This window comes from Curtobacterium sp. MCSS17_015, from assembly GCF_003234265.2.
Taxonomy (GTDB): domain Bacteria; phylum Actinomycetota; class Actinomycetes; order Actinomycetales; family Microbacteriaceae; genus Curtobacterium.
Genome location: NZ_CP126256.1, coordinates 1,086,564 through 1,108,881, shown reverse-complemented (window position 1 = coordinate 1,108,881; position 22,318 = coordinate 1,086,564). Strand labels below are relative to the sequence as shown.

22 protein-coding genes are annotated in these 22,318 nt (G+C 71.1%); 5 read left to right on the top strand and 17 right to left on the bottom strand.

What is annotated here, in order from left to right:
* Positions 1–57 precede the first annotated feature (57 nt).
* From DEJ18_RS05220 to DEJ18_RS05170, 11 genes are all read right to left on the bottom strand, one after another.
* Positions 58–975: a regulatory protein RecX gene (locus DEJ18_RS05220; RefSeq protein ID WP_111211239.1), complete on the bottom strand. Its 918-nt coding sequence runs from the start codon at positions 973–975 to the stop codon at positions 58–60.
* Positions 972–2,030 (bottom strand): recombinase RecA, encoded by a 1,059-nt coding sequence (gene recA, locus DEJ18_RS05215; protein ID WP_111081136.1) that lies wholly within the window; start codon positions 2,028–2,030, stop codon positions 972–974. Before recA ends, DEJ18_RS05220 begins: the two co-directional genes overlap by 4 nt.
* 281 nt (positions 2,031–2,311) lie before the next feature.
* Entirely contained in the window at positions 2,312–2,536 is a 225-nt protein-coding gene (locus DEJ18_RS05210) for a DUF3046 domain-containing protein (protein WP_111052679.1), read from the bottom strand.
* A gap of 66 nt (positions 2,537–2,602) precedes the next feature.
* Positions 2,603–2,911 (bottom strand): helix-turn-helix domain-containing protein, encoded by a 309-nt coding sequence (locus DEJ18_RS05205; protein WP_111211240.1) that lies wholly within the window; start codon positions 2,909–2,911, stop codon positions 2,603–2,605.
* A 154-nt stretch (positions 2,912–3,065) separates the two neighbouring features.
* Positions 3,066–3,566, bottom strand: coding sequence for a CinA family protein (locus DEJ18_RS05200; protein WP_111081138.1), 501 nt, complete (start codon positions 3,564–3,566; stop codon positions 3,066–3,068).
* Positions 3,563–4,195: a CDP-diacylglycerol--glycerol-3-phosphate 3-phosphatidyltransferase gene (gene pgsA / locus DEJ18_RS05195; protein WP_111211241.1), complete on the bottom strand. Its 633-nt coding sequence runs from the start codon at positions 4,193–4,195 to the stop codon at positions 3,563–3,565. The genes DEJ18_RS05200 and pgsA overlap by 4 nt, the downstream gene beginning before the upstream one ends.
* 4 nt (positions 4,196–4,199) lie before the next feature.
* Complete coding sequence (locus DEJ18_RS05190) at positions 4,200–7,166, bottom strand: FtsK/SpoIIIE family DNA translocase (protein ID WP_111211242.1); 2,967 nt, start codon at positions 7,164–7,166, stop codon at positions 4,200–4,202.
* Between the two features lie 96 nt (positions 7,167–7,262).
* Complete coding sequence (locus DEJ18_RS05185) at positions 7,263–8,939, bottom strand: ribonuclease J (protein WP_111081141.1); 1,677 nt, start codon at positions 8,937–8,939, stop codon at positions 7,263–7,265.
* A 47-nt stretch (positions 8,940–8,986) separates the two neighbouring features.
* A complete protein-coding gene (gene dapA / locus DEJ18_RS05180; protein WP_111081308.1) occupies positions 8,987–9,964 on the bottom strand; it encodes a 4-hydroxy-tetrahydrodipicolinate synthase in 978 nt (325 codons plus the stop codon).
* A gap of 104 nt (positions 9,965–10,068) precedes the next feature.
* Entirely contained in the window at positions 10,069–10,569 is a 501-nt protein-coding gene (locus tag DEJ18_RS05175; RefSeq protein WP_111211243.1) for a dihydrofolate reductase, read from the bottom strand.
* Positions 10,569–11,402: a thymidylate synthase gene (locus DEJ18_RS05170; protein WP_111211331.1), complete on the bottom strand. Its 834-nt coding sequence runs from the start codon at positions 11,400–11,402 to the stop codon at positions 10,569–10,571. The genes DEJ18_RS05175 and DEJ18_RS05170 overlap by 1 nt, the downstream gene beginning before the upstream one ends.
* Before the next feature lie 94 nt (positions 11,403–11,496).
* Here DEJ18_RS05170 and DEJ18_RS05165 point away from each other — a divergent pair, with 94 nt between their 5' ends.
* Positions 11,497–12,399, top strand: coding sequence for a TIGR01777 family oxidoreductase (locus DEJ18_RS05165; protein WP_111211332.1), 903 nt, complete (start codon positions 11,497–11,499; stop codon positions 12,397–12,399).
* A 91-nt stretch (positions 12,400–12,490) separates the two neighbouring features.
* On the opposite strand, the gene DEJ18_RS05160 is transcribed toward DEJ18_RS05165, so the two are convergent.
* A complete protein-coding gene (locus tag DEJ18_RS05160; RefSeq protein ID WP_111211333.1) occupies positions 12,491–12,898 on the bottom strand; it encodes a tetratricopeptide repeat protein in 408 nt (135 codons plus the stop codon).
* A gap of 48 nt (positions 12,899–12,946) precedes the next feature.
* On the bottom strand, positions 12,947–13,693 hold the full coding sequence (locus DEJ18_RS05155; protein ID WP_111081144.1) for a 4-hydroxy-tetrahydrodipicolinate reductase: 747 nt from the start codon (positions 13,691–13,693) through the stop codon (positions 12,947–12,949).
* 22 nt (positions 13,694–13,715) lie between these two features.
* On the opposite strand from DEJ18_RS05155, the gene DEJ18_RS05150 reads away from it, so the two are divergent.
* Positions 13,716–14,207 carry a GNAT family N-acetyltransferase gene (locus DEJ18_RS05150; protein WP_111211244.1) on the top strand — a complete coding sequence of 164 codons (492 nt, stop codon included), beginning with the start codon at positions 13,716–13,718 and terminating at the stop codon, positions 14,205–14,207.
* Between the two features lie 56 nt (positions 14,208–14,263).
* On the opposite strand, the gene DEJ18_RS05145 is transcribed toward DEJ18_RS05150, so the two are convergent.
* Both DEJ18_RS05145 and DEJ18_RS05140 read right to left on the bottom strand, forming a co-directional pair.
* Positions 14,264–14,866: a histidine phosphatase family protein gene (locus DEJ18_RS05145; RefSeq protein WP_111081146.1), complete on the bottom strand. Its 603-nt coding sequence runs from the start codon at positions 14,864–14,866 to the stop codon at positions 14,264–14,266.
* 8 nt (positions 14,867–14,874) lie between these two features.
* The gene (locus DEJ18_RS05140) at positions 14,875–16,209 is read right to left on the bottom strand and encodes a M16 family metallopeptidase (protein ID WP_111081147.1); all 1,335 of its coding nucleotides are present in this window, start codon (positions 16,207–16,209) and stop codon (positions 14,875–14,877) included.
* Between the two features lie 248 nt (positions 16,210–16,457).
* Here DEJ18_RS05140 and DEJ18_RS05135 point away from each other — a divergent pair, with 248 nt between their 5' ends.
* Positions 16,458–17,129, top strand: a complete 672-nt coding sequence (locus DEJ18_RS05135) for a TetR/AcrR family transcriptional regulator (protein ID WP_111211245.1) — start codon at positions 16,458–16,460, stop codon at positions 17,127–17,129.
* 55 nt (positions 17,130–17,184) lie between these two features.
* A complete protein-coding gene (locus tag DEJ18_RS05130; protein WP_111081149.1) occupies positions 17,185–17,712 on the top strand; it encodes a YbhB/YbcL family Raf kinase inhibitor-like protein in 528 nt (175 codons plus the stop codon).
* Between the two features lie 106 nt (positions 17,713–17,818).
* On the opposite strand, the gene DEJ18_RS05125 is transcribed toward DEJ18_RS05130, so the two are convergent.
* Entirely contained in the window at positions 17,819–20,107 is a 2,289-nt protein-coding gene (locus tag DEJ18_RS05125) for a polyribonucleotide nucleotidyltransferase (RefSeq protein ID WP_111211246.1), read from the bottom strand.
* Positions 20,108–20,387: 280 nt separating this feature from the next.
* Between DEJ18_RS05125 and DEJ18_RS05120 the strand changes: the two genes are divergently transcribed.
* Positions 20,388–21,626 carry an aggregation-promoting factor C-terminal-like domain-containing protein gene (locus tag DEJ18_RS05120; RefSeq protein WP_146241615.1) on the top strand — a complete coding sequence of 413 codons (1,239 nt, stop codon included), beginning with the start codon at positions 20,388–20,390 and terminating at the stop codon, positions 21,624–21,626.
* A 49-nt stretch (positions 21,627–21,675) separates the two neighbouring features.
* On the opposite strand, the gene DEJ18_RS05115 is transcribed toward DEJ18_RS05120, so the two are convergent.
* On the bottom strand, positions 21,676–22,293 hold the full coding sequence (locus DEJ18_RS05115; protein WP_111211248.1) for a CE1759 family FMN reductase: 618 nt from the start codon (positions 22,291–22,293) through the stop codon (positions 21,676–21,678).
* Between the last annotated feature and the right edge of the window lie 25 nt (positions 22,294–22,318).

Below are 22,318 nucleotides of genomic sequence, written 5' to 3'. Positions count from 1 at the left end.
GCGTCCGGAGCACGTGCTCAGGAGCCCGTGCGTCCGGAGCACGTGCTCCGGTGCGGACTACTCGAACCGGACGGTCCCGCCACCGGTCGGCGGACGGCGCGGACCGTCGAGGGCCCGCGCGACGGCGATGCGCACGACGCCGCCGTTGTAGCCCTTGCGCATCAGGAAGCCGGACAGCCGGCGCTCGGCGGTCGCACGGTCGAGGCCGCGCATCTGGCCGGCTCGCTTGGCCGCGAGCTCGATCGCCCGGACGAACTCGTCGTCCTCGTCGTCGGCAGCCGCCTCGAGGGCGGCGTCGATCGCGACTTGGTCGATGCCGCGGCGGCGGAGATCGGCGACGATCGCCTGGCGTCCGAGGCCCTTCCGCGCGTGCAGCCGGTCGACGAGGTCGGTGGCGAGCGCGACGTCGTTGAGCAGACCGACACGGGTCAACCGCTCGATCTCGTGCTCGACCACGTCGGCGTCGAGGTCGTCGTGCGCGGACAGCATCGTGCGCAGTTCGGAGGTGCTCACCCCGCGTCGCCCGAGGGCCCGCATGCTGATGCGCTCGGCGTCCGCACGCTGCTCGTCGAGTGGCCGAGGGGCATCCGCCGGATCGAGCTCGTCGCCGGCGATCGAGAAGACGGAGGCCGACTTCGCCTCCGCCTCGTCACCGTCGTAGCCTCGCTGCTCGGCGCGGGAACTCGCACCGGAGCCGTCCCCGACGACCGGAGACAGCCAGGCCGTCTGTGCACCTCGGACGGGTAACGGGACCGGCGTGTCGGCGTCGAACGACGTGGGCTCCGGAGCACCCCCGGCGTCGGCATCGGTGCCCCCGTCAGCCTCCCCGCTGCGGCCAGTCCCTGCGCCAGTGCCACGGGTGTCCGTGGGACCCGTACCCGCATCGGACTCCGTGGTGCGGGATCGACGACGTGACCTCGCACCGAACAGGTCGGTGACCGGTGCGAGGTCGTCGTCGTCGTGGTCGGTCGTCACGCGCCCTTGCGCTCCGCGAGCTTCGGAGCGATCGAATCGACCGGCGCTTCTTCCTTCGCCCCACCGACGCCGAGCTTGGCGAGGATCTTGCCCTCGATCTCAGCGGCGATCTCGGGGTTCTGGATGAGGAACGACCGCGAGTTCTCCTTGCCCTGTCCGAGCTGGTCGCCGTCGTAGGTGTACCAGGCACCGGACTTCTTCACGATCCCGTGGTCGACACCGAAGTCGAGCAGCGAGCCCTCTCGCGAGATGCCCACCCCGTAGAGGATGTCGAACTCGGCCTGCTTGAAGGGCGGCGCCATCTTGTTCTTGACGACCTTGACGCGCGTGCGGTTACCGACGGCGTCGGTCCCGCTCTTCAGCGTCTCGATGCGACGGATGTCGAGGCGGACCGACGCGTAGAACTTGAGCGCCTTACCACCGGACGTCGTCTCGGGCGACCCGAAGAACACGCCGATCTTCTCGCGCAGCTGGTTGATGAAGATCATCGTGGTCTGCGTCTGGTTGAGACCACCGGCGAGCTTGCGGAGCGCCTGCGACATGAGTCGCGCCTGCAGACCGACGTGGGAGTCACCCATCTCGCCCTCGATCTCGGCGCGTGGCACGAGCGCCGCGACGGAGTCGATGACGATGAGGTCGATGGACCCCGAGCGGACGAGCATGTCAGCGATCTCGAGGGCCTGTTCGGCGGTGTCCGGCTGGGACACCAGGAGGGCGTCGATGTCGACACCGAGCTTCTTGGCGTACTCCGGGTCGAGCGCGTGCTCGGCGTCGATGAACGCCGCGATGCCGCCGTTGCGCTGCGCGTTCGCGATGGCGTGGATCGTCAGCGTCGTCTTGCCGGAGGACTCCGGACCGTAGATCTCGATGATGCGGCCACGCGGGAGCCCACCGATCCCGAGCGCGACGTCCAGCGCGACGGAGCCGGTCGGGATGACGGCGACCGGAGCACGTTCGTCCGTGCCGAGGCGCATCACGGCACCCTTGCCGAACTGACGGTCGATCTGGGCGAGTGCGGTCTCGAGGGCCTTCTCGCGGTCTACTGGTGATGGCACGGGGTGCTCCTTCGTACTGGTGGCGGCCGCCTGTAGGCTGTCGCGTCCGGACCGGCCGATGGTGCAAGGCCACTCGTTCTGCGACAAGGCTTCGGACGTGTTCCGATGTCCATGAACCTACGGCCGCCCACCGACATCGCTGCCGACGAGCGCGTCGGTTGTGGATGGAGCACCCGGTCAACGTCGCTGTGCAGGAACGTAGCACCGTCCGAACAGGTGTTCGAGCGACACGCCGAACACACGTTCGGCACGGGTGCGTGTACCCGGAACCGCTCGGTCGGTCAGTCGCGCGGTTCCTGCAGCCCCTTGCCGTGCCGTCGTTCGAGCGGGACGTCCTGCGAGTCGCAGAGCGCGTCCCACACCGCGCGGGCGTCGATGCCCGCCGCCAGGGCGTCCGCCGCCGACCGACCGCCGAGCTGCTCGAGCACGACGTCACGGGCGACGACCGCACCGTAGGCGTCCCCGAACACCTGGTCGACGGCCCGCCAGAACTCACTCACCCGCATCAGGCCACCCTAACAACGGCGAACGCCCCCGCCGGCGGACCGGCGGGGGCGTTCGTGCGGTGCTGCTCAGCGCACCGCGAGGTCGTTGTCGAACTCGGCGACGAGTTCATCGGGAAGCGTGTCCGGGACACGGGCGAGGCCTTCGACCACGGCGAGGCGGTCGCCCACTTCGCGCATGATCGTCGAGATCGGAGTGTCGAGTGCATCCGCCACCGACGCGAGGATCTCCGAGCTGGCTTCTTTCTGACCGCGCTCGACCTCACTGAGGTACCCGAGGGCAACGCTGGCCTTGGACGCGACCTGACGGAGGGTCCGGCCCTTCTGCAAGCGGAAGTCCCGCAGCACATCGCCGATTTCCTGACGAACGAGAACCATGAGAACTCCTCCTTCCTGTCATCTCCGCGCCCGCTCGGTCCGGATGACCGAGCTCGGGTCCGGCAACGCTGACGTTGCCGGTTGCAGCATGTTAGCCAGTACGGCTGCCGTCCTGCTGGAGATTGCGTGAGATGTAACCTGGCGGTCACGCCGCCTATTCCACGCTCCGGAGCCTGGATCGCAGTCGTGCCAGGAGTTCGGAGACGACCGCCGCTCGGATTGCTCCGCGGTCCCCGTCCAGGTGGAGTTCGACCGCCTCGCTGCCGGTCCCCGTCGCGATCCCGATGAACACGGTGCCGACGGGCTGGCCGTCCTGCGGGTCAGGGCCGGCGACCCCCGTCGTGCTGATCCCCCACGTGGCCGGGACGCCGTCGACGGTCAGCGCCATCCGCACACCGGCTGCCATCTGCCGGGCCACCTCGGGGTCGACGGCTCCACGTGTGGCGAGCAGGTCGGCGTCGACGCCGAGGACCGTCGCCTTCACCGGGGTCGCGTAGGCCACGACACCACCGCGGACCACGGCACTCGCACCGGGCACCCCGACGAGTTCGGCGACGACGAGCCCCCCGGTCAGGGACTCCGCGACGGCGACCGTCTCACCGCGCGCGGTCAGCTCGCCCACGACGGCAGCCGCGGCTCCGACGGGCGCGGTCACGCAGTGGTCCGGTTGTGCTTCCACGCCTGCACGAGGTAGTCGATGCCGCTCGCCACCGTCGCGACGACGGCCGCGGTCATGGTGATGCCGTTCGCCCAGTGGGCGAGGTCACCGACCAGGTGCCACCACGGGAACAGCGCGAGGGTGATCGCGACGGCCTGCAACACGGTCTTGACCTTGCCGCCGCGGCTGGCCGGGATCACCCGGTCCGACAGCACGGCGAACCGGAAGACGGTGATCCCGATCTCGCGGACCATGATGAGCACGGTCACGTACCAGGGCAGTTCACCGAGGATCGACAGGGCAACGAGTGCGCCGCCGATGAGGACCTTGTCGGCGATCGGGTCGACGAGCTTCCCGAAGTCCGTGACCAGGTTCTGGCGCCGGGCGATGATGCCGTCCGCACTGTCGGTGACGATCGCCACGACGAACAGCACGGCCGCCCAGAGGCGCACCGGCCCGTCGGCACCGGCGTCCGCCAGGAGCAGGACGAAGAACAGCGGTGCCATGAGGATGCGCACCACGGTGATGATGTTGGCGACGTTCGCGGTCGATGCCGGACCGGGCCCCTTGCGGAGGATCCGGCCTCGCCACGGGAATCGATTGGTCGTGCCGTCGGAGGCGGTCATGGTCTCACTCCCTGCCCGTCAGGCCCCAGGCGTCCTCGTCGGTGTCGCCCTCCACCTCATCGTACCCGCGCGTCATGCCGGCCACCGGGTCGTCTCCGTAGCGGTCGTCGGAGCCGTCGCCGGACGGCGCAGCCGCTGCTGGCGCAGCGGGAGCGGCGGGCGCCGCCGGGGGTTCCTCACCGCGCAGCTTCGCGAGCACCGCCGGCAGCTGGTCCCCGGTGACGAGCACGTCGCGGGCCTTGGAGCCCTCGGACGGCCCCACGATGTCGCGGGACTCCATGAGGTCCATGAGACGCCCGGCCTTGGCGAAGCCGACCCGGAGCTTGCGCTGCAGCATGGACGTCGAACCGAACTGCGTCGAGACGACCTGCTCGACCGCCGCGAGCAGCAGTTCGAGGTCGTCGCCGATGTCCGCGTCGATCTCCTTGCGCTCGACCACGGCGGCGACGTCCTGCCGGTACTCGGGCTGGGCCTGCCGGGTGACGTGCTGGACGACCTCGGCGACCTCGGTCTCCTGCACCCACGCGCCCTGCACGCGGACGGCCTTCGACGACCCCATCGGCAGGAACAGTCCGTCACCCTGGCCGATGAGCTTGTCGGCACCGGGCTGGTCGAGGATGACGCGGGAGTCCGTGACGCTCGTGACGGCGAACGCGATGCGCGACGGCACGTTCGCCTTGATGAGCCCGGTGATGACGTCCACCGACGGGCGCTGCGTCGCGAGCACCAGGTGGATGCCGGCGGCGCGGGCGAGCTGGGTGATGCGGACGATCGACTCCTCGACGTCGCGTGGGGCGACGAGCATGAGGTCGGCGAGCTCGTCCACGACGACGAGCAGGTACGGGTACGGCTTGAGCTTCCGCTCACTGCCGGCCGGCAGCACGATCTCCTCGTTCTGGACGGCCTTGTTGAAGTCGTCGACGTGCCGGAACCCGAAGGACGCCAGGTCGTCGTACCGCATGTCCATCTCCTTCACGACCCACTGCAGCGCTTCGGCCGCCTTCTTCGGGTTCGTGATGATGGGGGTGATGAGGTGCGGCACGCCCGCGTAGATGGACAGCTCCACGCGCTTCGGGTCGACGAGGACCATGCGGACCTCGGACGGCTTCGCGCGCATGAGCAGCGAGGTGATCATCGAGTTGATGAACACCGACTTGCCGGAGCCGGTGGAGCCCGCGACGAGCAGGTGCGGCATCTTCGCGAGGTTCGCGACGACGAACCCGCCCTCGACGTCCTTGCCGACACCGATGGTCATCGGGTGCTTCGACTTCGTGGCGGCGCTCGAGCGCAGCACGTCGCCGAGGGACACGATCTCGCGGTCGGTGTTCGGGATCTCGACACCGATCGCGCTCTTGCCCGGGATCGGCGAGAGGATCCGGACCTCGTTCGAGGCGACCGCGTACGACAGGTTCTTCGACAGCGCCGTGACCCGCTCGACCTTGACACCGGGGCCGAGCTCGATCTCGTACCGGGTCACCGTCGGCCCGCGCGAGAAGCCGGTGACCTTCGCGTCCACCTTGAACTCCGTGAGCACGCCGGTGATCGCCGCGACGATCTCGTCGTTGGCCTGGCTGCGCGCCACGGACGGCGTGCCGGCGCTGAGCGTCGTCGCCGCAGGCAGGCGGTAGGGGTGCGCCGGGTCCTCCTCCGCCGCGACGGGCGGGAGCCCGTCGGGCTCGTCGTCGACGCCGACGTCGCCGAGGTCCGACTCCGCCGCCACGACGGGGACGGAGGGAGCCTCCGGCGCGGGACCGGTCGCGAGGCCCGTGGCGACGGCCGCCGCGACGTCGCGGTCCGGACGGAACGCCTCGGTCGGGGACGACGGTGCGGGTGACCCGAAGTCGCGAAGCGCCTGCTCCGCCCGGTCCAGGTCGTCGGCGACGTCCTGCTCGAGTGAGTCGTTGAGGTTGACCGACACGGGCTCGGCCGGCGTCAGGTCGCGCAGGCCGCCGGCAGCGCCGGTGGCAGGTGCGGCGGCAGCAGCGGCCGGAGCGACCCCGGTACCGGTCGGCGGGATGACGGGGCTGTCGTACGCCGGGTCCTCTTCCCGCCCGGACTTGTTGCGACGCCACCACGGCAGGTGCTCGTCGGCGTCCTCGCCGGCGGGAGCGCCGTCCTCGTCGAACCCGAGGTCCTCGAACAGCGGGAAGTCCTGCGACTGCCCCTTCGCACCGCGCTTGCGGGTCGGCTTCGTCGCGGGCGCTGCCGCGTCCTCGGCGACCGGCGCCTCGGCGGCGGGACCGGGCGCACCGAACAGGTACGCGTACAACTCGTGCAGACGTCGGCCGAGCTTGTTCGGCGGCGTCTTCGTGATGATGAAGAGCGAGAGCGCCAGCAGCACGATCGCCACCGGGACCGCGACCCACGCCGTGGCGACGGCGACGAGCCAGCCGATGACGACCCAGCCGAGCACACCCCCGGCCGCGGCCAGGGCCGGCATGCCGTCCGACGCGTTCGGCTGGCCACCGAACACGTGGCAGAGCGAGGCGATCGACACCACCATCAGACCGAGGCCGATGCCGATCCTGGTGTTGTCGTGCACGGACGCCGGGTGCCGGAAGAGCCAGCCCGCGAAGACGACCATGATCACCGGCAGCGCGAACGCCAGACGCCCGAACAGGCCGCCGAACGTGTACGCGTCGAGCGCGACGGAGACCGGGTTGGTGGGGTTGAGCCACTCCACGACGGCCCCGACCACCGCGAGGACGAACAGCAGGAACGGGAACCCGTCCCGACGCTGGTCCTTCTCGAGCGACTCCTTGCCGAGCAACCGGAAGCCGGCGCCGACGCCGTGCGCCATGCCCAGCCACGCGGTGACCAGCGGGTTCTGCTCGCGGAACACCGGTGTCGGTGCCGCCTGTGGCAGTTTCTTCGTCGTGGCCTGGGTGCGCGACGTCCCGCGCGACCCGCCTCCACGGGTCGACGACGAGGACGCGCGCGAGCGCGTGGTCGACTTGGTGCCTCCGGCCATGGGGAGACCCTAACGCCAGCGGGCGACGAACGACGCGAGGCCCGCCGCAGCGTCCGTGGTGGACGTGCGACGGGCCTCCTGGCCGTGTGACGGGACCTACGCCTCGATGACCACCGGGACGATCATCGGACGTCGGCGGTGCTTCGTGTTCACCCAGCGACCCACGGTGCGGCGGACGACCTGGCTGAACGCGTGCGCGTCGCGCGTGCCGTTGCCGGCGGCGTCGGCCAGGGCCTTGGCGATCTGCGGCCGGACCTCGTCGAAGACCGAGTCGTCCTCGGCGAAGCCCCGCGACTGGATCTCCGGGCCGATGACGCACTGCCCCGTGGTGAAGTCGACCGCGCAGAAGACGGTGATGAAGCCCTCTTCGGCGAGGACCCGGCGGTCCTTGAGGTCGGCGTCCGTGATCTCGCCGACCGTGGAGCCGTCGACGTAGACGTACGCGATGTCGAGCTGCCCGGCGACGGTGACCTGGCCGTCCTTGAGGTCGACGACGGTGCCGTCCTCGCCGAGGATGACGTTGCGCGGCGGGACACCCGTCTGGATCGCCAGGTCGGCGTTCGCGAACAGGTGGCGGTGCTCGCCGTGCACGGGCATGACGTTGCGCGGACGCAGGATGTTGTAGCAGTAGAGCAGTTCGCCGGCGGAGGCGTGTCCGGAGACGTGCACCTTGGCGTTGCCCTTGTGCACGACCTTCGCGCCGAGCTTCGTCAGGCCGTCGATGACCCGGTAGACGGCGTTCTCGTTGCCCGGGATCAGCGACGAGGCGAGGATGACGGTGTCGCCCTCGCCGATCTCGATCTGGTGCTCGAGGTTCGCCATGCGTGCCAGGACCGCCATCGGCTCGCCCTGTGACCCCGTCGACATGTAGACGATCTGGTCGTCGGGGACGTTCTTCGCCTTCTTCGTGTCGATGAGCACGTTCTCCGGCACCCGCAGGTACCCGAGCTCGGCGGCGATCGTCATGTTGCGGATCATCGACCGGCCCATGAACGCGACCTTGCGGTCCGCAGCGGCGGCGGCGTCGAGGACCTGCTGGACGCGGTGCACGTGCGACGAGAAGCTCGCCACGACGACCTTCTTGCGGGCGCGCGTGATGATGTTCTCGAGGACCGGTCCGATGTCGCGCTCCGGAGCGGTGAAGCCCGGCACGTCGGCGTTGGTCGAGTCCGGCAGGAACAGGTCGACGCCCTGCTCGCCGAGACGCGCGAACGCACGGAGGTCCGTGATCCGGTCGTCGAGCGGCAGCTGGTCCATCTTGAAGTCACCGGTGTGCAGCACGCGGCCGGCCGGCGTCGTGATGGCGACGGCGAGAGCGTCCGGGATCGAGTGGTTCACGGCGACGAACTCGAGGTGGAACGGGCCGATCTGCTCGGTCTGGTCCTCGGCCACGTTCAACGTGTAGGGCTTGATCCGGTGTTCCTTGAGCTTCGCCTCGACGAGCGCGAGGGTCAGCGTGGAGCCGATCAGCGGGATGTCACCGCGGAGCTTCAGCAGGTACGGGACGGCGCCGATGTGGTCCTCGTGGCCGTGCGTGAGCACGACACCGAGGACGTCGTCGAGGCGGTCCCGGATCGGCGCGAAGTCCGGCAGGATCAGGTCGACACCGGGCTGGTGCTCCTCGGGGAAGAGCACCCCGGCGTCGACGATGAGGATCTTGCCCTCGAACTCGTAGACGGTCATGTTGCGACCGATCTCGCCGAGTCCCCCGACGGGGATGACTCGGAGCGTTCCGGGTTCGAGCGGCTGGGGTGTGGAGATCTGTGTGGGCATTCGGTCCTTGCTGCTTCCGGCGGCGCACCGTGGTGCGCCGCGTCCTGTCAACGGGTGGTGCCTGGCACCTTCGGTAGAGCGCCTCCGGCCGCGGCGTTGCGGTCGGGGCGGAAGTTGGAGAAGTCGGCGCCCGGGACGCCCTGGACGGCTTCGAGCGAGGTCTCGATGGCGTACGCCTCGGAGTCCTCGGGCCCGACGAGGGGCAGGCGGACACGCGGGCTGCCGATCCGGCCGAGGCCGTGCAGCACGTACTTGGCGGCGACGGTGCCGGGCACGTGGGTCATGATCGCGCGGACGAGGGGCTCGAGCCGCTTGTGCTCGGCGGTCGCGGTCGCCAGGTCACCACGGTTCACGGCGTCGACGATGGTCCGGTACGGCGCGCTGGTGATGTTGGCGGTGACGCCGATGAGCCCGGTGGCACCGATCGACAGGTGCGGGAGCACGTTCGTGTCGTCGCCCGAGAAGTACATGAGGTCGGTGTTGTTGAGCACGCGGGAGACCTCGGCGAAGTCGCCCTTGGCGTCCTTCACGGCGAGGATGTTGGGGTGCTTCGAGGCTCGGAGGATCGTGTCGTACGTGATCGGGATGCCGGTGCGGCCCGGGATGTCGTAGAGGATGACCGGCAGGTCGGTCGCGTCGGCGATCATCCGGAAGTGCGTCAGGACGCCGGCCTGCGTCGGCTTGTTGTAGTACGGCGTGACGATCATCACCCCGTCGGCGCCGGCCCGCTCGCTCTGCTTGTACAGGTGGATCGCGTGCGCGGTCTCGTTCGAGCCACCGCCCGTGATGATCTTCGCGCGTCCGGCGGCGACGGACTTGCCGACCTCGACCAGGCGGAGCTTCTCGGGGTCGGTGAGCGTGCTCGTCTCACCGGTCGTCCCGGTCACGACGATGCCGTCGGCACCGGCGGTGATGCAGTCGTCGATGTGCTGTTCGACGCCCGGCCAGTCCACCTCGCCGTCGGCGGTGAACGGGGTCACGAGCGCGACGAGGACCTGACCGAAGGGATTCTCACGCGTGGACACGGGGTCCAGCGTACCGGGGATGCGCGCGAGCACCGCCGTCCGCCCGGACGGTGGGCGGCCGGGAGGCTCGGATCACCTCCGGCGGGCGGCGCGGGAGCGCGGGTTCAGGCGCCGCGCCGCCACTCGAGGAAGCGGTAGCGGGTGCCGTCGACGCGGGACTCCTGCCAGGGCCCCTCGTCGACGAGGGTCCAGTCGTCGCCGAGGGTCGGCGCGACCGTGTCCCCGTCGACCTCGACGTCGACGACGGTCTCGGAGACGCGGTCGGCGAAGGCCACGGCGTCGGCGTAGACCGCACCGCCACCGATCACCCAGACGGGCTCGTCGGTGTCGAGTGCGGTCGCGAGGTCGTGGACGACCTCGGCACCGGCCGCGGACCAGGTGTCGTCACGGGTGAGCACCACGTTCCGCCGGCCCGGCAGCGGCCGGAACCGTTCGGGCAGCGACTCCCACGTGCGTCGGCCCATCACCACGACGCCGTCACCCGTGACCTGCCGGAAGTGCGCGAGGTCCTCCGGCACGTGCCACGGGATGCTCCCGTCCGCACCGATCACCCCCGAAGCCGTGCGGGCCCACACCATGCCGACACCGGTGCCGTGGGACTCCATCAGACCGCGACCTTGCCGGAGATCGCCGGGTGGTGCTCGTAGCCGACGACGGTGATGTCCTCGTACTCGTAGTCGTCAATCGAGTCGCGGGCGGCGAGCTCGAGCGTCGGCAGTGGGAACGCCGTCCGGGACAGCTGCTCCTGTACCTGCTCGACGTGGTTGTCGTAGATGTGGCAGTCGCCGCCGGTCCAGATGAAGTCGCCGACCTCGAGCCCGGTCTGGGCCGCGACCATGTGCGTCAGCAGCGCGTACGAGGCGATGTTGAACGGGACACCGAGGAACATGTCCGCGCTCCGCTGGTACAGCTGGCACGAGAGCTTGCCGTCGTTGACGTAGAACTGGAAGAACGCGTGGCACGGGGCGAGCGCCATGCTCGGGATGTCCGCCACGTTCCATGCCGACACGATGAGCCGACGCGAGTCGGGGTCCGAGCGGATCTGCTCGATGACCTGGGCGACCTGGTCGACGTGTTCGCCGGACGGGGTCGGCCAGGATCGCCACTGCACGCCGTAGACCGGTCCGAGGTCGCCGTCCTCGCCGGCCCACTCGTTCCAGATCCGGACGCCGTGCTCCTGCAGCCAACCGACGTTCGAGTCGCCGCGGAGGAACCAGAGCAGCTCGTACGCGATCGACTTCATGTGCACACGCTTCGTGGTGACGAGCGGGAAGCCCTGCGACAGGTCGTAGCGCAGCTGGGCACCGAACAGGCTGCGGGTCCCGGTGCCGGTCCGGTCGCCCTTCGGGGAGCCCTCCTCGAGCACTCGGCGCAGCAGGTCTTCGTACGGCGTGGGGTTCTCGGTCACGACGACGAGCCTAAGCGACCGCAGGGACATCACGGGGGCGTCCGTTCCGGACGTGGTCCGCGCCCGCGAGCCGGGGTACGGGGTCGCACCGGGCCCCCGGCAGCTGGCTGAGTACCGTGGCGGCATGACGTCACAGCCGCTCTCGATCCTGGTGGCCGGCGCGTCCGGCTTCATCGGCACCCCGCTCGTCCGCGCCCTCCGCGACGCCGGACACCACGTCTCGACGCTGGTGCGCCGCGAACCGCGGACGCCGACCGAGTTCCGGTGGTCGCCGGGCGAGCGGCCGCTCGACCCGACCGTCCTGGACGGCGCCGACGTCGTCGTCAACCTCTCGGGGGCCAACCTCGGCAAGTTGCCCTGGACGGACGCGTACCGTCGCGAGATCCTGTCGTCCCGCATCGACGCCACCACGACCCTGGTCGAGGCGATGCACGCCGCGACGACACCGCCCCGCGCCTTCCTGTCCGGCTCGGCGTCGGGCGTGTACGGCGACCGGCCGGCCGACGTGTTGGAGGACGACGCGACGAGTGGCAGCGGGTTCCTCGCCGACGTCTGCACCGCGTGGGAGGCCGCTGCGACCCGCGCACCGGAGGGCGTCCGCGTCGTGCTCCTGCGGACCGGCATCGTGGTCGGGCAGGGCGGCGGGGCCCTCGCCCCGCTCGTCCCGCTCACGAAGGCCGGCCTGAGCGGCCGCCTCGGCACGGGCGGTCAGTGGTGGCCCTGGATCGCCCTCGAGGACGAGGTCGGCGCGATCGTGCACCTGGTCACCGCCGAGGACGTCTCCGGCCCGGTCAACCTGGCCGGTCCGGAACCGGCGGTGGCGGACCGCATCACCAAGCGCGTCGCCGAGGCCCTGCACCGCCCGTACCTGTTCCGCGTGCCGGCGTTCGCCCTCCGCACGCTGCTCCGGGACGCGGCGGACGAGATGCTCCTGTCCAACCAGCGATTGGTCCCGACCAAGCTGCTGGGGTCCGGCTACACATTCCGGTACACGCGGGCCGAGGACGCCGTCGACGCCGCGTTCTGAGCGTCGCGGCGACGGACCTGCGCCGACGCGCCTGCGTCGACGGACCCGCGTCGACGGACCCGCGTCAGCGCGCTGCGTCAGCGCGCGTGCGTCAGGGCGCGTGCGTCAGGGCGGTGCGCATGGCCGCGCGGGCGCGCTTCCGGTCCCCCGCCGCGTCGTAGACGACCCCGAGGCGGTACCAGGCGCGCCAGTCGGACGGGTCGGCCTCGACCGCTGCCCGGTAGCGCGGGAACAGGTCGTCGGCGGCGCTGCGGTCCGGACGTCCGGACGGGCGGACGGGGACCACGTCGTCCGGCGCTCCGCCGTCGCGTTCGAGCCGGGCGCCGAGGCGGGTGATGCGCACCCCGAAGCGGAGCTCCAGCACGAGGAGCAGCGCCCCGACCACGGCGACGACGATGAGCGCGACGCCGATGCCGATCCCGACCGGGATGCCCGTCGCGACGAACGCCACCGCCCGCTGCCCGACGAGCACGATGTAGACCACGAGCAGGACGGTCATGAGCAGCACGCCCCAGAGCGGTGACCGCAGGCCTCGCACGAGCGTCTCCTAGCCGATGCCGAGCACGGAGCCGAGTCCGACCGTCAACCCGCGCATCGGACCGACGGCCTGCAGTGCGGCACGGATGCCGGGCAGGTACGCCGCGTCGTCCCCGGTGTCGTGCCGGATGGTCAGGGTCTCGCCGGGGCCGCTCAGCACGACGTCCTGCACGGCCTTCACCCCGGGCAGCCGGAGCGAGTGGACCGGCACGCTCGCGACCTGCTGTCCGCGGGCGCGCTGGTCGACGTGTGGCGCCTCGACCGGGCCGACGTCCCGCCGGGCCTCGGCGATGAGCTCGGCCGTGCGGACCGCGGTGCCCGACGGCGAGTCGATCTTGCCCGCGTGGTGGCTCTCGACGATCTCGACCGAGGGGAACCAGGGTGCGGCGATCGTCGCCAGGTGCGTGCCGATCACCGACCCGATCGAGAAGTTCGGCACGACGAAGGCGCCCTGCTCGGGCCGGTCGGCGAGTGACGTCCGCAGCCTGCCGAGCCGCTCCCCCGACCAGCCGGAGGTGCCCACCAGCACGTTCGCGCCCGTGGCCAGGGCGTTCTCGACGATCGCGGGACTCAGAGCCGGGACGGTGACGTCGACGACGATCCGGGCGCCCGCGAAGACCGACCCGGGGGCGTCGTGTGCGCTGTCCCGCGAGGACAACCGTGCGACGAGTTCGAAGTCGTGGAGTTCCTCGACGACGGAGGCCACGAGACCCCCGAGCCGACCGGAGGCGCCGACGACGGCGACGGGAGTGACCATGCCCCCATCCTAGGATCGGAGCATGCCCGAGGATCGCAGTCAGGTCAGCGTCCGCGTCGTCCCCGCCGACCTCCCCGAGGTCGACGACCTGCTCGACCGGTACCTCGACGAACGCGAGGCGACGTTCCCGAGCGCGCAGGGCAGCTACTCACGCAAGCGCACCCCGGCCGCCGAGTTCGTCCCGCCGAACGGTGTGTTCGTGGTCGCGTTCGACGGTGACACCGCGGTGGGCTGTGGTGGGCTCCGGCGCATCCCGGACGCCGACGGCGACGTGCGCTTCGAGGTGAAGCACGTGTTCGTCGCGCCGGAGGGCCGGGGCCGCGGGGTCGCGACCGCCGTCATGGACGTGCTCGAAGCCGCCGCGGTGGAGTTCGGGGCGACCGGCGTCGTCCTCGACACCAACGACTCGCTCGTCGCAGCGGGGGCGATGTACCGCGGTCGCGGCTACGAGCGGGTGGCGGCGTTCAACGAGAACCCCAACGCGACCGCCTGGTACCGCAAGCCGGTGCGCTGACACGGCCGGCAGCCTCCCGTCCGGGATCGTCCACGGGACGGGCGGCCGGCGTCCCGTCAGAGCGGCTGCGGGACGGGCAGTCCGGTGCGGAGCTCCACCGGCAGGTGCGCCAGGTCGTTGAGTGTGACGAGCTCGGCGGGCTTCGCCGAACGGATGCGGACGATCGTGAGCGACCCGTGCGCGACGTTCGTGCCCATCCAGCGCCACTCCGGGGCCTGGAAGACCTCGCGCACGAACCAGCCGATCACGGCGTTGTGCGTGATGAGGAGGTCGTGCCGGTCCTCCATGGCGGGGGTGAACCACTCGGCGACCGCGTCGCCCATCTGCGCCTGCCCGGCAGCGATCTCCTCCTCGGTGACACCGCCGTACCAGCCCTTGTAGGCGTGCGGCATGTCGGGCGTCGGTCCGGACGGGATGCAGTCGAACAAGAGGGTGGACGGCTCCGGCTGGATGGCCGGCAGCCGCTGCTGCAGGAAGGACGCGGTCTCGCTCGGGGCGTCGAGCGGGGAGTGCCAGACGCCGTCGAAGGGCACGCCACCCAGTCGGTCCGCGATGAGCATCGCCTGCCGCTTGCCGCGTTCCGAGAGCTTGCCGTCCCGCAGACCGTGCTCGGCGTCCTGGTGTTCACCGTGCCGGACGAGGTAGAGGTAGTGCGACATCGTGGAGGTCAACCGTCGATCCCGAGTGCGGCCGCCAGACGGTCGCGCTGCACGTCGCCGACGACGGCGGTCACCGTCGGCCGGGTCAGGAGGTCGCGGGACAGGTCGAGCACGTCGGCGGCGGTGACGCGGTCGACGCGCTCCAGGGCGGTTGCGAGGTCGGTGAACTCACCGGTGCCGAGCTCGGCGCGGCCGAGGCGGGTCATCCGCGCGTCGGAGTCCTCGAGCGAGAGGGTCAGCGCGCCTTCGATCTGGCCCTTGGCACGGCGGAGCTCGTCCTCGGTGATGCCGTCGTCGACCATGCGGCGGAACTCGCCGTCGATGATCTCGACGACGCCGGTGACGTTGTCCGGAGCGCAGCCGGCGTAGACCCCGAAGGCACCGTTGTCGAGGTAGGCGGGCGCGAAGGACGAGACCGCGTAGGCCAGTCCGCGGCGCTCACGGACCTCCTGGAAGAGCCGTGAACTCATCCCGCCGCCGAGCACGGCGTTGAGGACACTGAGCACCGGGCGGCGGTCGTCGCGGAGGTCGAGACCCTGGGATCCGCGGAGCATGCTGACCTGCTCGGTGGGGCGGTGCACGACCCGCACCGAGGACTGCACCGGGTCCGCCACGGGCTGCGCGGTGCGCCGTCCGAGCGGCGCGGCTGCCGCGGCGTCGGCGAAGACGGACTCCACGAGCGCACAGAAGTGGTCGTGGTCGACGGCGCCGGCGGCGGTCACGACGATGCCGTTCGGCTCGTAGTGCTCGGCGTAGTGCGCCATCACCTCGTCGCGCTGGACCTCGCGGATCGACTCCGGGGTTCCACCGATCGGTCGGCCGAGGGCGTGTCCGTCGAAGGTCGCGGCGAAGAACGCCTCTCCGGCGACGTCGGCCGGGTCGTCCGCAGCCATCGCGAGTTCTTCGAGGATGACGCCGCGCTCGACGTCGAAGGCCGCGGGGTCGAGTGTCGAGTTCGTCACCATGTCGCCGATGACGCCCACCGCCATCGGGACGTCGGTGTCCCGGACGCGGGCGTAGTAGCAGGTGTACTCCTTCGCGGTCGCGGCGTTGTGCTCGCCACCGACGGAGTCGAACGCCACCGCGATGTCGAGCGCGCTGCGGTTCGCGGTGCCCTTGAAGAGGAGGTGCTCGAGGAAGTGCGTGGAACCGTACTGCCCGGCGCGCTCGTCTCGAGAGCCGACTCCCACCCAGTACCCGATGCTCGTGGAGTGGACGGACGGGACGGACTCGGTGAGCACACGGACGCCCGAGGCGAGAACGGTGCGCCGGACGAGGGCTCCACCGGACGTCACGAAGGACGTTTCCGGAGCCTCGAGCGGCAGCGGCACTGGGCGGTTCATCGTGATGACTCTACTGAAGGCCGTCGGGTGCACCGCCCAGTTTCCCGCCCGTGTGGGGAGGTCACTCGATCAGGGGTACAAAAAAGAAGGACAGACGGACTCGTCTGTCTGTCCTCCTTGTGCTACAGTGATGTCACCGGATCGGGAGCCCCCCTAGATCTCGATCCGGTGGCTCGGGACATCAGTCCTGCGCGGCAACGAGTCCCCCCACTCCGCCGCGGAGCCGATGACCCAAGGAGAGCCACGCTGTGACGGTCGATTCCCCCCAACCGACCGTCCAGCGTCTCCTGGGCCAGCGTCTGCAAGGACCGGTCTCGAGCAACCAGAACCTCGCGTCGCCGGACGGGTCGAGCGTCCCCCCGGCTCCCCGCTCCGGCGGCGCGAAGGTCCGCATCCTCGAGACGGCGACCCGTCTGTTCTACGAAGAGGGCATCCACGGCGTCGGCGTCGACCGTCTCATCTCCGAGGCGAGCGTCACGAAGGCGACGTTCTACAAGCACTACGGCTCGAAGGACAACCTGATCCTCGCCTACGTGCGTGAGCAGCACACGCGCGTGCAGGCCTGGATGGAGTCCGTCGTCGCCGACGCGGACACCCCCGAGTCGGCCGTCCGCGCCTGGGTCGACGCCCTCGCTGCCGACGTGAACCGCTCTGGCTTCCGCGGTTGCGCGTTCCTCAACGCCGCCGCCGAGTACCACGACCCGCGTGACCCGGTGCGCGAGGTCGTCGCGATGCACCGCGACTGGTACACCGAACGACTCGGCGACCTGCTGCAGGCCGCCGGACACCCGCTCGCCGGGGACGGTGCCGACGAGCTCATGCTCGCCCGCGACGGTGCGATGTCCGGCGCCTACGCCGGTGACGCGATCGCGGCGACCGCGGCGCTCACCCGGGTCGCGGACCGGGTCCTGTCCGCCTGAGGGGCCGGTCGACCGTTCCCGGTGTCCGTGGGGCGTGCGGGTGTTGGCTCGGAGCATGACCAACGACCCCAACTGGAACCTGCCCGACGTGGCGTCCTTCGCCCTCTCCAGCCCCGACTTCACCGACGGTGGACAGCTGCCCGGATGGGCGCGCGGCACCGACGCCGGCGGCGAGGACCGCTCCCCCGCGCTGACGTGGTCCGGGGCACCCGAGGGCACGCAGAGCTTCGTGCTCACGGTGTACGACCCCGACGCCCCCACCGGCTCGGGCTTCTGGCACTGGACGGTCTCGGACATCCCCGCGTCGGTCACGTCCCTGCCGCAGGGCGCCGGCACCGACGACACGCTGCTGCCCGAGGGCGCGACCCGTCGCCGCAACGAGTACGGGACGGACACCTTCCTCGGTGCGGCCCCGCCTGCCGGCCACGGCCCGCACCGCTACTTCTTCACGCTGAGCGCGCTCGCCGTCCCGACGCTCGAGGTCCCCGCCGACGCGACGCCGGCCGTCGTCGGCTTCATGCTCCGCGAACACCTGCTGGGTCGCGCGCAGCTCGTCGGCATCCAGGAGACGCCCGCCTCCTGACCCCGCCGCCGCCCGGCGACGGACCGTCGGGAGGCCCGCCCCGCGACACGACGACGGCCGCCGTCCATCAGGACAGCGGCCGTCGTGGTGTTCCGGCGATCGGTGATCAGCCTTCGGCGGGCATCTCCGCGTGGGTGCCGTGGTCGTCGCGACCCTCGGTGTCCACCTCGTCGGCCACGACCGGGGCGAGCGACAGCTTGCCGCGGTCGTCGACCTTGGTGACCTCGACCAGGATCTTCTGGCCGACGCCCAGGACGTCCTCGACGTTCTCGACGCGCTTGCCTCCGGCGAGCTTGCGCACCTCGGAGACGTGCAGCAGACCGTCACGGCCCGGCAGCAGCGACACGAAGGCGCCGAAGGTGGCGATCTTCACGACGGTGCCGAGGAACTGGTCCCCGATCTCCGGGTTCGTCGGGTTCGCGATCGCGTTGACCTGGGCACGGGCGGCCTCGGCCGACGGACCGTCGACGGCACCGATGTAGACCGTGCCGTCGTCCTCGATCGAGATGTCGGCACCGGTGGTGTCCTGGATCCCGTTGATCGTCTTGCCCTTCGGGCCGATCAGCTCGCCGATCTTGTCGACCGGGATGGTGACCGAGATCACGCGCGGGGCGGTGTCGGCCATCTCGTCGGGGGCGTCGATCGCCTCGGTCAGCACGCCGAGGATGGCCGAGCGGGCCTCCTTGGCCTGCTTGAGGGCGGCGTCGAGGACCGACGACGGGATGCCGTCGAGCTTGGTGTCGAGCTGGATCGCGGTGACGAAGTCCGCGGTGCCGGCGACCTTGAAGTCCATGTCGCCGAGGGCGTCCTCGGCACCGAGGATGTCGGTCAGCGCCGCGTAGCGGGTCTGACCGTCGACGGTGTCGGAGACGAGGCCCATCGCGATGCCCGCGACCGGCGCCTTGAGGGGCACACCGGCGTTGAGGAGCGACAGGGTCGAGGCGCAGACGGAGCCCATCGACGTCGAACCGTTGGAGCCGAGGGCCTCGGACACCTGACGGATGGCGTACGGGAACTCCTCGCGCGACGGCAGCACCGGCACGAGGGCGCGCTCGGCCAGGAAGCCGTGCCCGATCTCACGACGCTTCGGCGACCCGACGCGGCCGGTCTCACCGGTCGAGTAGGGCGGGAAGTTGTAGTGGTGCAGGTAGCGCTTCTTCGTGACGGGCGACAGCGAGTCGATCTGCTGCTCCATCTTGAGCATGTTCAGCGTGGTGACGCCCAGGATCTGGGTCTCGCCGCGCTGGAAGATCGCGGAACCGTGGACGCGCGGGATCACGGCGACCTCGGCGTCGAGCGGACGGATGTCGGCGAGGCCGCGGCCGTCCATGCGGACCTGCTCGGTCAGGATGCGGTCGCGGACGACCTTCTTCGTGACCGACTTGTACGCGGCGCTGACCTGGCCGTTGGCGGTCTCGGGCAGCGTGCCCGCGGCGACCTGCTCGGCGATGGCCGCCTTGACGCGGGCCTTGAGGGCGTCGTCGGCGTCCTGGCGCTCGAGCTTGCCGGCGATCTGGTAGACGCCCGTGAGGTCCTCGAGCGCGATGGACTCGACGGCGGCGTAGACCTCGTCGGCGTACGGCGGGAAGACCGGGTAGTCCTGGATCTCCTTGGCCGACTGCGCGGCCATCTTCGCCTGCGCCTCGACGAGCACCTTGAGGAACGGCTTGGCCGCTTCGAGGCCCTGCGCCACGACGGCCTCGTCCGGCTTCGTCGCACCGCCCTCGATGAGGTCCCAGCTGTGCTCGGTGGCCTCGGCCTCGACCATCATGATCGCGACGTCCTCGTTGCCCGCCTCGTCGGTGACGACACGGCCGGCGACGGTGAGGTCGAAGACGGCGTCGGCGAGCTGCGAGGCCTTCGGGAACGCGACCCACTGGTCGGTGCCGTTCGCACCCGGGATCAGGGCGAGGCGCACACCGGCGATCGGGCCGGAGAACGGCAGACCGGAGATCTGCGTCGACGCGGAGGCCGCGTTGATCGCGAGCGCGTCGTAGAACTCGTCCGGCGCGATGCTCAGGACGGTGATGACGATCTGGACCTCGTTGCGGAGGCCGTCGACGAACGACGGGCGCAGCGGCCGGTCGATGAGTCGGCAGACGAGGATCGCCTCGGTGCTGGGGCGGCCCTCGCGGCGGAAGAACGAGCCGGGGATCTTGCCCGCGGCGTACGAGCGCTCCTCGACGTCGACCGTCAGGGGGAAGAAGTCGAAGCCCTCGCGCGGGTGCTTGCCGGCGCTGGTGGCCGACAGCAGCATGGTTTCTTCGTCCAGGTACGCGGCGACGGCACCCTGTGCCTGCTGCGCGAGACGACCGGTCTCGAACCGGACCGTCCTGGTGCCGAAGCGACCGTTGTCGATGATCGCTTCGGCGAACTTGATCTCGGGACCCTCCAAGAGGATGCCTCCTTGCGTGTGTGATGCAGCAGACCCGGCCTCGGGCACACGCGTGCACGTGCGCTCCACGACGCGGAACGCATGTCTGGCCAGCAGTAGAAGCACTCGGGACGCATGTCCGGCCCGGATGCCACCACCGATGACCAGCTTCGTGCCGGTCTGCGTGCGGTGTTGTGTGTCGTCTCGGGGAACGGTCCCCAGACGAGCCGACCTTAGCATTCTGCGGTGGACCAGCGGCGGCGCTGACGGCGAACGGGCGTGTCCTCGGTAGCCTGCACCCATGCGCGGGGAAGCAGCACGACGGAACGCCGGACCACGGGTCGCAGCACCGGGCGACGTCCCTCGGCGGACGGGGGCCCGTCGTGCCCTCCTCGTCGCGGGCGTGCTGGTCGGCGCCCTCCTGGTCCCCGCCGTGACCGCGGCGCCGTCCTCGGCGACCGAGTACCCGACGTGGCAGGACGTCGAGCGGGCGAAGGGCGACGAACAGGCGAAGCAGGCCGAGGTGACGAAGGTGCGCGCGGCGCTGCGCGCGGTCCAGGCCGACGCGGCCGAGACGTCGCAGGCCGCCCTCGAGGCCGCAGCCGACGCCGCTGCGGCCGAGGCGGACCTGACCGAGGCCACGCGGACCGCGACGGGCCTCCAGGCCCAGGCCGACGAAGCGTCCGCGACCGCCGAGCGCGCCCGCACCCGGGCCGGGCAGCTGGCCGCCGACCTGTACCGGGACGGCTCGACCGACCAGATGACGACGCGGATCGCGACGGCCGACGACCCCGAGCAGCTGCTCTACCAGCTCGGCGCGCTCGACCAGCTGTCGACGACGTGGGACGGGGTGATGGACGAGGCCGAGGTCGCCGCCGGGACCGCATCCGCACTGCACGACCAGGCGGCGCGGGCCGAACACGAGCGTGCGTCCCTCGCGGCCGCGGCGGAGACGACGGCGTCGACCGCGCGCGCGGCGAAGCGCCGGGCGGACGCGGCCGTGGCCCGGACCCGGTCGCACAGCGACGAGCTGTACGCGCAGCTCGCCGAGCTCGAGGACTCCACCGCCGAGACCCAGCGCCGCTACGAGGTCGGGCAGGCGGTCGCGGCACAGGCGGCGGCGCAGGCAGCCGCGGCACGGGCCGCCGCCGAGGCTGCGGCACGGTCGGCATCGGGGGCTGCGACGTCGTCGGACAACGCCTACCCGAGCACCGACGGTGTCACGGTCGACCCGGCGGCCGCGCAGGCCTACGCGCACAGTGCCCTCGGCAGCCACGGGTGGGGGGACGACCAGTTCGGCTGTCTCGTCTCGCTGTGGACGCAGGAGTCCGGCTGGCGGGCGAACGCGCTCAACTCCTCGAGCGGTGCGTACGGGATCCCGCAGGCCCTGCCGGCGTCGAAGCTCGCCGCCGCGGGCGCGGACTGGCGGACGAACGCCGAGACGCAGATCGACTGGGGCCTGGCGTACATCCAGGACCGCTACGGGTCACCGTGCGGTGCGTGGGACCACGAGATGAGCGTCGACCCGCACTGGTACTGACCGTGCGGGCCCCAGCGGCCTGCAGCTCGGGCGGGTCGATCCCGGCGGCCTAGTTCCGCAGGCCGCCGAGCAGCGACGCGAAGTCGGTGACCGCCGGCAGCGTGTCCGCCGACTGCGGCTGCCGCCGGGAGGCCCGGACCGCCCAGGCGAGGTCGGCCCCACCCCGCCGGATCCGTGCGTCGAGCGCGCCCGCGTCGTCGCTCCCCCAGTCGTCCGTGGCCGCGAAGACCGCGGTGGGGACGACGGCGGCGCGGAGGTAGGCGAACACCGGCCGGATGCCGTGCTCGAGGGCGAGCGAGTGCCGTGCGGTCCCGCCGGTCGCGCCGAGCAGCACCGGCATGTCGGTGAGGGCGTCCTTGTCCAGCACGTCGAGGAAGGACTTCGCCAGGCCGCTCATGCCTGCCGTGAAGACCGGCGTGACGAACACGACCGCGTCCGCCTCGACGACCGTTGCCGTCGCGGCCGCGAGTGCCGGTGCGGAGAAGCGGGTCAGCATCGCGTCGGTGATCTCGTGCGCGAGCGGGCGGAGGTCGACGTTGCGGACCTGGACCGGGCCTCCCGGCTCGCCCTCGAGCGCGGCGACGGCGGCGGCCGCGAGGCGGTCGGCGAGGAGGCGGGTCGAGCTGGGCTCGGAGAGACCGGCGGAGACGACGGCGATGGTGGTCATGGGAGCTCCCGACTTTCAATGCGTT